This window comes from Pseudomonas sp. TNT2022 ID642, from assembly GCF_028656995.1.
Lineage (GTDB): Bacteria > Pseudomonadota > Gammaproteobacteria > Pseudomonadales > Pseudomonadaceae > Aquipseudomonas.
Genome location: NZ_JAMDGW010000019.1, coordinates 286,029 through 297,447, shown reverse-complemented (window position 1 = coordinate 297,447; position 11,419 = coordinate 286,029). Strand labels below are relative to the sequence as shown.

The following is an 11,419-nucleotide window of genomic DNA, read 5'->3' as shown; positions in this document are numbered from 1 at the left end:
ACCGCTGTGGCGCTTATCGGGGTAAGCGCGGCTCTGGTATCCTCGCCGGCATGACTAAATCACTCCCCCTCAGCCTGATCGCAGCCCTCGGTGAAAACCGCGTGATCGGCGTCGACAACAGCATGCCCTGGCACCTGCCGGGGGACTTCAAATACTTCAAGGCGACGACCTTGGGCAAGCCGATCATCATGGGCCGCAAGACCTGGGATTCGCTCGGTCGGCCATTGCCGGGGCGCCTGAACATTGTGGTCAGCCGTCAGGCCGATCTGGTGCTCGAAGGTGCCGAGGTTTATCCATCGCTGGAAGCAGCCGTGGTTCGCGCCGAGGAATGGGCGAAGGAACAGGGCGTCGATGAGCTGATGCTGATTGGCGGCGCGCAGTTGTACGCGCAAGGGCTGGCGCAGGCGGATCGTCTGTATCTGACTCGCGTGGCGCTGAGCCCGGAAGGGGATGCGTGGTTTCCGGAGTTTGATTTGGAGCAGTGGAAACTGGTGTCGAATCTGCCGAATCCGGCTGAAGGTGATAAACCCGCGTACAACTTCGAAGTCTGGGAAAAAGCTTAAAAGATCGCAGCCTGCGGCAGCTCCTACACGGTATCCGCGTTCCCTGTAGGAGCTGCCGAAGGCTGCGATCTTTTGATCTTGCTTTACATCACGCTTGAGCCAACTCCGCATGCTCATCAGCATCCAGCAGTTCTTTATCAGTCTGCTGCATCACCTGACTGGTAATCGCGCCAGCAGTGATCGAACCACTCACGTTCAACGCCGTGCGCCCCATATCGATCAGCGGCTCAACTGAAATCAGCAGCGCCACCAGCGACACCGGCAAGCCCATCGCCGGCAGCACGATCAGCGCCGCGAAGGTCGCGCCGCCACCAACACCCGCCACGCCCGCCGAACTCAGCGTCACAATCGCCACCAGCGTCGCGATCCACAGCGGATCCAGCGGGTTGATGCCAACGGTCGGCGCAACCATCACCGCCAACATCGCCGGGTACAGACCGGCGCAACCGTTCTGGCCGATGGTCGCACCGAACGACGCGGCGAAACTGGCCACCGACTGCGGAATCCCCAGACGACGAGTCTGCGCTTCAATGCTCAGCGGAATGCTTGCGGCACTGGAGCGGCTGGTGAACGCGAACGTCAGCACCGGCCAGATCTTGCGGAAGAAACGCAGCGGATTGATCCCGGCCGCCGATACCAGCAAGCCGTGCACCACGAACATCAGGCCCAGACCGAGGTACGACACCACGACGAAACTGCCGAGCTTGATGATGTCTTGCAGGTTGGAACCGGCGACCACTTTAGTCATCAGCGCCAGCACGCCGTACGGGGTCAGTTTCATCACCAGGCGCACCAGACGCATCACCCAGGCTTGCAGGGTGTCGATGGCGTTGATCACTTTCTGACCTTTGTCGACGTCATCCTTGAGCAGTTGCAGCGCGGCAACCCCGAGGAATGCGGCGAAAATCACCACGCTGATGATCGAGGTCGGCTTGGCCCGCGCCAGATCGGCGAACGGGTTCTGCGGGATGAACGACAGCAGCAGTTGCGGCACATTAAGGTCGGCGACCTTGCCGGCATAGTCAGACTGAATGGTTTGCAGACGGGCCATTTCCTGGGTGCCGGCGACCAGACCTTCGGCGGTGAGGCCGAACAGGTTGGTCAGGCCTATGCCGATCAGCGCCGCGATCGCGGTGGTGAACAGCAGGGTGCCGATGGTCAGGAAGCTGATCTTGCCCAGCGACGAAGCGTTGTGCAGACGCGCCACGGCGCTGAGGATCGAGGCGAACACCAGCGGGATAACGATCATTTGCAGCAACTGCACGTAGCCGTTGCCGACCAGATCGAACCAGCCGATCGACGCTTTCAGCACTGGGTTGCCAGCACCGTAAACGGTGTGCAGGGCCACGCCGAACGCAACACCGAGCACCAGCGCGAGCAGGACTTTTTTCGCCAGGCTCCACGTGGTGTGGCGGGTTTGTGCCAGACCGAAGAGCAGGGCGAGGAACACCAGTAGGTTGAGAATCAACGGTAGATTCATGAGATCTCCAGGAAAGACTGTGCCAACAGCCTTCCGGGGCTGCTGCGAACCGGCAAGCCTAACAGCTTGATTTGCAATGATTTAATACCAAAATCTTAGGGTGTCCGTCGTTTTTGGAATAAGCCCGTGTCGCTCTCGGCAATGCATCTGGCGCAATAGGGACGCGGGCGGTCGCTGACAGACGAGGACTGTCACACTAATTTGTTAGCGTCGATCTCTTTGAATCAGGGAGAAGAGGCTTATGAAGTTCGCACCGAAATTTCTGGCTGTCGCGCTGACAGTGGGCATGGGCCTGGCCACTCAGGCGTTCGCTACTGACCTGAAACACTGGCCGGCCGATCAGGCCAAGGCGCTGGACGCGATGATCGCGGCCAACGCCAACAAGGGTAACTACGCGGTGTTCGACATGGACAACACCAGTTACCGCTACGACCTCGAAGAGTCCTTGTTGCCGTTCATGGAAAACAAGGGCCTGATCACCCGCGACAAACTCGATCCTTCCCTGAAACTGATGCCGTTCAAGGACACCGCCGACCACAAGGAAAGCCTGTTCAGTTACTACTATCGCCTCTGCGAAGTCGACGACATGGTCTGCTACCCGTGGGTGGCGCAGGTGTTCTCCGGCTTCACTCTCAAGGAACTCAAAGGCTACGTCGATGAGCTGATGGCCTCGGGCAAACCGGTGCCGGCGACTTATTACGAAGGCGATGTGGTGAAGAAGCTCGACGTCAATCCGCCGAAGATCTTCACCGGCCAGCAAGAGCTGTACAACAAGCTGATGGAGAACGGCATCGAGGTCTACGTGATGACCGCTGCCTCTGAAGAGCTGGTGCGCATGGTCGCGGCGGATCCGAAGTATGGCTACAACGTCAAACCGCAGAACGTCATTGGCGTGACCACCCTGCTGAAGAACCGCGAGACCAACGAACTGACCACCGCGCGCAAGCAGATCACCGCCGGTAAATATGACGAGAAGGCCAACCTCGGCCTGGAGTTGACGCCATATCTGTGGACCCCGGCCACCTGGATGGCCGGCAAGCACGCGGCGATCCTCACTTATATCGATGAGTGGAAAAAACCGGTATTGGTCGGTGGCGATACGCCGACCAGCGACGGTTATATGCTGTTCCACGATGTTGACGTGGCCAAGGGCGGGATTCACTTGTGGATCAACCGCAAGGACAAGTACATGACGCAGTTGAACGGCATGATGGCCAAGCACGCAGCGGCGCAGGCCAAGGAAGGGTTGCCGGTGACGGCGGACAAGAACTGGGTGATCGTCAAACCAGAAGAAATCCAATAATCCCCTGTAGGAGCTGCCGAAGGCTGCGATTTTTTGATCTTGTTTTAAGGGCAAGATCAAAAGATCGCAGCCTTCGGCAGCTCCTACAGGGATCGGGTTTTCATTCTTCAAACAAAAAAATGCCCCGCACTTGGCGGGGCATTTTTATTGCTGCGATTTGATGCTTACAGCCCGTCGAGCATCGCTTTGTTACGCACAGCACCTTTGTCGGCACTGGTCGCCAGCAGGGCGTAGGCCTTGAGGGCGGTGGTCACTTTACGCGGGCGAATCTCGACCGGTTTCCAGCCTTTCTTGTCCTGCTCGGCGCGGCGTGCCGCCAGTTCCTCGTCGCTGACCAACAGGTTGATCGAGCGGTTCGGGATGTCGATCAGCACTTTGTCGCCATCCTGCACCAGACCGATCGCACCGCCGGCGGCTGCTTCTGGTGAAGCGTGACCGATGGACAGACCGGAAGTACCGCCGGAGAAACGGCCGTCGGTGAGCAAGGCGCAGGCTTTGCCCAGGCCTTTGGATTTCAGGTACGACGTCGGGTAGAGCATTTCCTGCATGCCCGGGCCGCCTTTCGGGCCTTCGTAGCGAATGATGACGATGTCGCCTGCCTTCACTTCGTCAGCGAGGATGCCGCGTACCGCGCTGTCCTGGCTTTCGAAGATCTTCGCGTTGCCTTCGAAGACGTGGATCGATTCGTCGACACCGGCGGTTTTCACCACACAGCCGTCGAGGGCGATGTTGCCGTACAGCACGGCCAGGCCACCTTCTTGCGAATAGGCGTGTTCGAAGCTGCGGATGCAGCCGTTTTCACGGTCGTCATCCAGGGTTTCCCAACGGGTCGACTGGCTGAACGCCGTCTGCGTCGGGATACCGGCAGGGCCGGCCTTGAAGAAGTGATGCACCGCTTCATCGGTGGTCTGGGTGATGTCCCACTTGGCGATGGCTTCTTCCATGCTGCGGCTGTGCACGGTCGGCAGATCGGTGTGCAGCAGACCGACACGGGCCAGCGAACCGAGAATGCTGAAGATACCGCCGGCGCGGTGCACGTCTTCCATGTGGTACTTCTGGATGTTCGGCGCGACTTTGCACAGCTGTGGAACGCTGCGCGAGAGACGATCGATGTCGCGCAGGTCGAAATCGATTTCGGCTTCCTGAGCGGCCGCGAGCAAGTGCAGGATGGTGTTGGTCGAACCGCCCATGGCGATGTCGAGCATCATCGCGTTCTCGAACGCCTTGAAGTTGGCGATGTTGCGCGGCAATACCGATTCGTCGTTCTCGCCGTAGTAGCGTTTGCACAGTTCGACGATGGTACGGCCGGCCTGCAGAAACAGTTGTTCGCGGTCGCTGTGGGTGGCCAGAGTGGAACCGTTGCCCGGCAATGCCAGGCCCAGTGCTTCGGTCAGGCAGTTCATCGAGTTGGCGGTGAACATGCCGGAGCACGAACCGCAGGTCGGGCAGGCGCTGCGCTCGTACTCAGCAACTTTCTCGTCAGAAGCGCTTTCGTCGGCGGCGATCACCATGGCGTCGACGAGGTCGAGGCCGTGGGATGCGAGTTTGGTTTTGCCGGCTTCCATCGGGCCGCCGGATACGAAGATCACCGGAATGTTCAGGCGCAAGGCAGCCATCAGCATGCCCGGGGTGATCTTGTCGCAGTTGGAGATGCAGACGATGGCGTCGGCGCAGTGGGCGTTGACCATGTACTCGACGGAGTCGGCGATGATCTCGCGGCTCGGCAGCGAATACAGCATGCCGTCGTGGCCCATGGCGATGCCGTCATCCACGGCGATGGTGTTGAATTCTTTCGCTACACCGCCGGCGCGTTCGATTTCACGGGCGACCAGTTGGCCCAGATCCTTCAGGTGCACGTGGCCCGGTACGAACTGGGTAAACGAGTTGGCAATGGCGATGATCGGCTTTTTGAAGTCGTCATCTTTCATCCCCGTAGCGCGCCACAGTGCGCGGGCGCCGGCCATGTTGCGGCCGTGGGTGGATGTTTTCGAGCGGTAATCTGGCATGGAGCACTCCGGGCGGCTAATCACTTACTAATCAGGTGCAAAAGGGGAGTGAGCTTCTATTGACGTCTGGAACACTCGGAAATGGCCGGGTGTTCGTGAAGTTGCCGATGACGTTGCGGGATCGCCGCTGGTCTCAGCCTGAGCTCATAAACCCGCCGGGGGATGAATGGCGATGAATCAGCCGATTCTACACCGCTGGCGTCTGGAGGGAATGGCGCAAAGCGCTGTTCCAGTGCCGACGGCGTGTATGGGATGACGACCGGCGGGTTTAATCACCGTTGGTCTGCGCCACGGTATTGGCTTCAAGGTTTCTGGCGCGATGGCTGAGCCTGTTGTTGAGCAGCAGCGCGATCGCACTCAGCAGCACAAAGCTGTAACCCAGCGTCGACTGCAGATTGGCCGGACTGAGGCTGATCAACGCGCTGATAAGTCCGCCACAGATAAAGATGATCGTGCTGCCCGCCGAGGCCGAGGTGCCGGCGTTTTCAGGAAACAGGCCCATGGCCCGAGAGGTGGCTGCGGGGCGTGCAATGGTGGTGCCCGCCGTGCAGATCAGCATCGGGATCAACACCGTGGCCGGAGCCAGCGCATGATTGGCCGCCAGGTACAGCATCGCCAGTCCGGACAGCAGTATCAGACTCAGCCCGGTGAGGATTTGCTGAACCGGCGTGATCCGTCTATTCAGTACGGCGGCCAGAATGCCACCAACCACGTAAGCGGCACCGTAGATCAGCAGAATCAATGAAAAGTCATAAGGCGCGAGTTGCAGTTGGTCCATGAAGATCAGGGGTGAAATCACGATGAACGAGAAGTGGCAGGCGAAGGCAAACGCTGAAATCAGCCAGTACCCGACAAACTCGAAATCCCCCAGCACGCGCCGGTAGGACTGAAAGAAACCGATTTGCGTGCCACTGCAAGTCGGACGGCTGTTTGATAAAAACAGCCACGCCTTGATCAGCACCATGGCGGATAGCGCGGTAAATACCCAGAAGCTGCCGCGCCAACCGAGTGTGGCCTGCAGAAAAGTGCCGGCCAGCGGCGACACCGAGATAAAAATTCCGGTGGCCGTGACCATCAGGATACGCAAACGATCGCGCTCCTCACCGTCGAACAGATCCTGCACCAGCGCCTGGGACAGCACGAAACATCCACAGCCCAAGGCCTGCATTACCCGAAACACCAGGAATAACGTGTAATCGGAGGTCATCACGCAACCGAGCGCACCCAGCATCGATACGCTCATGCCAGCGAGTAACAAGCCCTTGCGCCCGATTACGTCCGACAGTGGGCCGATCAATACCTGGGCAAACGCGATCCCCACGGCGAACAGGCTGATGGATAGCGCGATGTCTGCCGGTGAACTGCGAAAGTGCGTCGCCAACGCCGGAAAGGAAGGAAGCAGAACATCCAGTGGAAACACGCCAAGCAGCACCATGGCCAGCAATAGACTGACAGCCCCACGGCGCTGTCGGGTGGTTGCCACGGATTTTCCTTTATCCATCGATCAGTCCTGCCTTGGCGAAAAGTTTCTGGTTATGGGGAAGCGCGAAAAAACCGGCCTTGCGCAGTGCGTCCAGCGTTGCGATGGCACCTGATCGTGCACGCGCACGATTGGCGTGCACCGTTGTCATACCGCCAACAATTTCCATCACGTCGCTGTCAGCGATGCCGACTCCTCGTAGGCTCTGTTGCAGCCAGCGTTCGTCGGCCTCGAAGAAAGTCCCGATGATTTCCAGCAGTGTTCTGCTCGCAAACGTGCGCTGGCGGCTGTTCATCGACAGCCAGAAGTAATGGAAGGCTTCGGCGAAGTAACGACTGTGGCGGGCTTCGTCCGCCAGATGGTCACGCAGCATGTCGTTGACGCTGGACACCAGGCTGTCGCGACAGACGTCCAGCAGCTCCCGGGCAATGATGGTTTCCGAGACGAAGCCCAGCAGAAACCATGCCAGCGCCCGGTTCTTTTCCGGCGTGCGAGCAATCAGTGCATTCAGGCGGGTGATGCGCTGCGGAATGGCCGGACGTCCGGTGATTCCATAGAAGTTGGCGATCTGCTCAGCGAGACGATTGGAAAACAGCGCGTGGTAACCCTCGTCGGTGTAGAGCTGCAGCGCCGCGTGTTTCATCGGCAGAGGCACGTAGATGGGCAGTTCCCGGTGCACGATGACTTCCACGGCACGATTGACGATGCGGTGTTCGAGGAGGGTGGTGTAATCGAGAAAGTGCACCAGATGGTTGGCTGACAGCCGGTGCAACACATCGCGCCCCGCCGCCTGGATGGCCGGATGAGCCAGGTACGGCAGAAACGCCGGTGGAAACCAGTGGCGGGTTTGCAGTTGCAGCGGGACATCGTCGGGTAACAGATAGTCATGGGTACTGCTGCGCACAGAGGCGCGGCTCTCCCAGTTTCCCAGAGTGAACTTGAGCGCCCAGGACTCCGGCGCTTGATCCGGTGCCGAAATTGACAGGGTCATGGCTGCCCCTCGCGCAACAGATCGCGCATTTCGTGGCACATCACTTGCCCGTCGCTCTCCCCACAGCCAACAAAGAACAGCGGTTGTTCAGCGCTTCCCTCCAGGTTGAGGAGGACTTCGACCTGCTGGTCGGCAAACGCCCCGGTGAGCCAGGTATTGAGGCCCAGTGCCGTGGCGACCAGTTGGAAGGTTTGCGACAGGTGGCCGGCCTCGACGAATGCCATGCGATAGGCCCGCGAGTGTTCGTACTTCCACCAGAGCCGGTCAAATCGAGCGGTGATGAACAACCCCAGCGGCAGGTTGTTGATGAAATGCTGACCACCAAGCAGGTGGCCCAGCGCGGGTTCAGGTAACGGATTGACCCGGCTCAAGGTATGGTCGGCCGGATGATAAGCATAGATGCCCTGCTCCAGGCCCTCGACGTTCTGCACCAGCAGGAAGCCTTCGCAAGCGTTCAGGCCACCTGCGGAAGGACTGCTGCGCCGTGCGCTCAGCCCATGGGCGATGCTGTCGTCGCGATCGTTGTCACGTTCATGGAGATAACCGAGGGACAGGTAGAGCAGGGTGCCGACATCATTCAGCGTTATCGCTGCACCTGTATAGCTGCGACAGGTTTTGCGCTGGAGCAGCACCTTTCCAAGACTGTCGTCACTCAATGCGCACGGTGCGGGCAAGGTAATACGCAGCCCGGTTTCAAGCGTCGGGCGGTCTGCCGCCGGCGTTGGTGTGGCCAATACTTCATTGCAGTGCGCCAGATATTGCCTGGACCACTCGTGAATATTCTGTGGGATATGTTCAAAGGGAATGTTCTGCGTGCCGATGTGATAAATCATCGACAGCTCATCCCAACCCCATTGCGGATTGTCTATTTTTGAAACGGTAAGAATGCCCGCGCTTAATAGTTGTGTGTCTATTATATTGTGGCTATCAAAAAGTTCGGGGTTGTTGATTAATTGTGCAAGACGAGTCGTGTAGTTGAGGTCAAGTTCGTGTTGTGTATGGTTTTTATAGTTCCATACAATTTGTCCGGGTGAACGGGGCAATATAAATAGAAAAGGATTAATGTACATGTGGGGCTTTCACTCTGGATAAAGTCAAAAGGACACCGGGTTGCCGGCACTCCCCGGCGTCCAGACTTACTTAGCGGGCTTTAGGGGCAACCAGAAAAGCCAGGTTTGCGATTTTTTTACTTTCCAGAGAAATACTTTTCATGATGTGAACTCCTTGTTCATTGATAGTTGAAGTCACCTCGTGGTGACAACTTCATAATAGTTTGTAATGGATTATTGGCAAGCGGATATTAAGTAGGAAAATTCCAGTAATTTTGTCGGAGCAGTCTTCGGCTGCAAATAAACTTGTAGGGTAAGTTTCAGTAATCAAAAGATATAAGGAAATATCCTGCAAGTCGGCAGGAAAAGAATTGTAGGAAGTGTGGGGCGATAGCGAAGGGGCAGGGCGCCGGCAGCGCGGCGCGCAAAGCAAACGGGGAGCCTGCTGGCTCCCCGTCATCCGCAAAATCAGCTGTTGGGCAGCAGGCGGCAGGTGATGCTCTTGATGTAACGCGTTTCGGCGATCGCCGGGTGCACCGGGTGATCCGGGCCCTGACCGCCACGCTCCAGCAACTGGATATTGCGATCCAGGTGACGGGCGCTGGTCAGCAGGATGTTCTGCAGGTCGTCTTCCGGCAGGTGCATCGAGCACGACGCGCTGACCAGGATGCCGTCCTTGTTGAGCAGGCGCATGGCTTGCTCGTTCAGGCGACGGTAGGCGCCTTCGCCGTTTTTCATGTCTTTCTTGCGTTTGATGAACGCTGGCGGGTCGGCCACGATCACGTCGAAGCGCTCTTCGCTGGCTTTCAGTTCTTTCAGCGCTTCAAAGACATCGCCTTCGATGCAGGTCATCTTGTCGGCGAAACCGTTCAGCGCAGCGTTGCGCTCAACGCCGTCGAGGGCGAAGGCCGAGGCATCGACGCAGAACACTTCGCTGGCGCCGAACGCGGCAGCCTGCACGCCCCAGCCACCGATGTAGCTATAGAGGTCGAGGACGCGTTTGCCTTTGGCGTATGGCGCCAGGCGGGCGCGGTTCATGCGGTGGTCGTAGAACCAGCCGGTTTTCTGACCCTGAATGACCGGGGCTTCGAATTTCACGCCGTTCTCTTCCAGCGCCACCCACTCCGGCACCAGGCCGAACACGGTTTCGACGTAGCGGTTGAGGCCTTCGGCGTCACGGGCGGCAGAGTCGTTCTTGAACAGAATGCCGCTTGGCTTGAGCACTTGGGTCAGTGCTGCGATCACGTCATCTTTATGCGCTTCCATGGTCGCCGAGGCGATCTGGACCACAAGGATGTCGCCGAAACGGTCAACGACCAGGCCAGGCAACAGGTCGGAATCACCGTAAACCAGACGATAGAACGGCTTGTCGAACAGGCGCTCGCGCAGCGACAGGGCCACGTTCAAACGGTGCACCAGCAGCGATTTGTCCAGCGCTACTTTAATGTCGCGCGACAGCAGGCGGGCGCAGATCAGGTTGTTCGGGCTCATCGCCACGATGCCCAGCGGCTTGCCGCCAGCGGCTTCGAGGATGGCCTGGTCGCCGGCATTGAAGCCGTGCAGTGGGGTGGCGGCTACATCGATTTCGTTACTGTAGACCCACAGGTGACCGGCGCGCAGGCGACGGTCGGCGTTGGCTTTGAGGCGCAAGCTAGGCAGGGACATGACGTCGCTCCGGAAAAAAGAGCGGGAGTATAGCGTGTTGCGACTTGTGCCGGGTTTGATGAGCGATGAAACGCTGATGGCCTCTTCGCGAGCAGGCTCGCTCCCACAAAGGGCTTGTGACCGACACAAGACCAATGTGGGAGCGAGCCTGCTCGCGAATGCGGTCCCCAATGCTACGCCGACAGTGCGTCGATCAGCTCTTTATTGAACGCCGGAATATCATCCGGCTGACGACTGCTGATCAGGTGACCGTCCTTGACCACTTCTTTGTCGACCCAGTTGGCCCCGGCATTGACCAGATCATCCTTGAGGGTCTTGTAACTGGTCATGGTCTTGCCGTTGACCAGCCCCGCGGAAATCAGCAGCCAGCCGCCATGGCAGATCACCGCAATCGGCTTGCCGGCCGAGGCGCCGGTCTTGACCAGGTGCTGGGCATCCTGATCGATGCGGATGGTGTCGGAGTTCTGCACGCCGCCCGGCAGGACGATCGCGTCGTATTGCTCGCTGCTGGCGCTCTGGAATGTCTGGTCGACCTTGAAGTCGTCCGCCGGTTTGTCGTGATTCCAGCCTTTGACCTGGCCAGCCTCGGCGGAAAGGATGTCGACCTGCGCGCCCGCTTGTTCCAGTGCCTGCTTGGGACCGGTCAGTTCGACCTGTTCGAAACCATCTGTTACCAAAATGGCGATGCGTTTGCCGGTGAGGGAAGTGGCCATCATAAGCTCCTGAGTCTGTGGGAGATTGCCGCCGTAAAGGACCGGAGTGATCCGTCGGGCATTACAGATTCCGAAGCCGTGGCCTGAATGAAAGTTCCTGACAATTGCCCACTGGTGTGTCGTCTCGCGGTTTTTAGAGGTTAGAATCGCCGCCTGTCCCAGAGTGTGT

The 11,419-nt window shown here is 58.7% G+C and carries 9 protein-coding genes; 2 read left to right on the top strand and 7 right to left on the bottom strand.

Annotated elements, in window-relative coordinates; all coding sequences use genetic code 11:
- The first annotated feature begins 50 nt into the window (after positions 1-50).
- Entirely contained in the window at positions 51-563 is a 513-nt protein-coding gene (locus M5G26_RS19555; protein WP_134176053.1) for a dihydrofolate reductase, read from the top strand.
- An 88-nt stretch (positions 564-651) separates the two neighbouring features.
- Here the strand turns inward: M5G26_RS19555 and M5G26_RS19550 are convergent, their stop codons facing one another.
- Positions 652-2,043, bottom strand: coding sequence for an L-cystine transporter (locus M5G26_RS19550; RefSeq protein WP_150693720.1), 1,392 nt, complete (start codon positions 2,041-2,043; stop codon positions 652-654).
- A gap of 241 nt (positions 2,044-2,284) precedes the next feature.
- Here M5G26_RS19550 and M5G26_RS19545 point away from each other — a divergent pair, with 241 nt between their 5' ends.
- The gene (locus M5G26_RS19545; RefSeq protein WP_064116295.1) at positions 2,285-3,346 is read left to right on the top strand and encodes a hypothetical protein; all 1,062 of its coding nucleotides are present in this window, start codon (positions 2,285-2,287) and stop codon (positions 3,344-3,346) included.
- A 164-nt stretch (positions 3,347-3,510) separates the two neighbouring features.
- Here the strand turns inward: M5G26_RS19545 and ilvD are convergent, their stop codons facing one another.
- The 6 genes from ilvD to M5G26_RS19515 form a co-directional block, all read right to left on the bottom strand.
- Complete coding sequence (gene ilvD, locus M5G26_RS19540) at positions 3,511-5,352, bottom strand: dihydroxy-acid dehydratase (protein WP_273916256.1); 1,842 nt, start codon at positions 5,350-5,352, stop codon at positions 3,511-3,513.
- A gap of 268 nt (positions 5,353-5,620) precedes the next feature.
- Positions 5,621-6,853: an MFS transporter gene (locus tag M5G26_RS19535; protein ID WP_273916255.1), complete on the bottom strand. Its 1,233-nt coding sequence runs from the start codon at positions 6,851-6,853 to the stop codon at positions 5,621-5,623.
- On the bottom strand, positions 6,846-7,823 hold the full coding sequence (locus tag M5G26_RS19530) for a diiron oxygenase (RefSeq protein ID WP_273916254.1): 978 nt from the start codon (positions 7,821-7,823) through the stop codon (positions 6,846-6,848). Before M5G26_RS19530 ends, M5G26_RS19535 begins: the two co-directional genes overlap by 8 nt.
- A complete protein-coding gene (locus M5G26_RS19525) occupies positions 7,820-8,893 on the bottom strand; it encodes a SagB family peptide dehydrogenase (protein WP_134176057.1) in 1,074 nt (357 codons plus the stop codon). The genes M5G26_RS19530 and M5G26_RS19525 overlap by 4 nt, the downstream gene beginning before the upstream one ends.
- 447 nt (positions 8,894-9,340) lie before the next feature.
- Entirely contained in the window at positions 9,341-10,537 is a 1,197-nt protein-coding gene (locus M5G26_RS19520) for a class I SAM-dependent rRNA methyltransferase (protein ID WP_093429813.1), read from the bottom strand.
- Between the two features lie 173 nt (positions 10,538-10,710).
- Positions 10,711-11,250, bottom strand: coding sequence for a type 1 glutamine amidotransferase domain-containing protein (locus M5G26_RS19515; protein WP_150693724.1), 540 nt, complete (start codon positions 11,248-11,250; stop codon positions 10,711-10,713).
- Positions 11,251-11,419: the final 169 nt, after the last annotated feature.

Coding starts and splice junctions, on each gene's coding strand:
- M5G26_RS19550 (WP_150693720.1), bottom strand. CDS start 2,043: ATGAATCTACCGTTGATTCTCAACCTACTGGTGTTCCTCGCCCTGCTC.
- M5G26_RS19530 (WP_273916254.1), bottom strand. CDS start 7,823: ATGACCCTGTCAATTTCGGCACCGGATCAAGCGCCGGAGTCCTGGGCG.
- M5G26_RS19545 (WP_064116295.1), top strand. CDS start 2,285: ATGAAGTTCGCACCGAAATTTCTGGCTGTCGCGCTGACAGTGGGCATG.
- M5G26_RS19515 (WP_150693724.1), bottom strand. CDS start 11,250: ATGGCCACTTCCCTCACCGGCAAACGCATCGCCATTTTGGTAACAGAT.
- M5G26_RS19535 (WP_273916255.1), bottom strand. CDS start 6,853: ATGGATAAAGGAAAATCCGTGGCAACCACCCGACAGCGCCGTGGGGCT.
- M5G26_RS19555 (WP_134176053.1), top strand. CDS start 51: ATGACTAAATCACTCCCCCTCAGCCTGATCGCAGCCCTCGGTGAAAAC.
- M5G26_RS19525 (WP_134176057.1), bottom strand. CDS start 8,893: ATGTACATTAATCCTTTTCTATTTATATTGCCCCGTTCACCCGGACAA.
- M5G26_RS19520 (WP_093429813.1), bottom strand. CDS start 10,537: ATGTCCCTGCCTAGCTTGCGCCTCAAAGCCAACGCCGACCGTCGCCTG.
- ilvD (WP_273916256.1), bottom strand. CDS start 5,352: ATGCCAGATTACCGCTCGAAAACATCCACCCACGGCCGCAACATGGCC.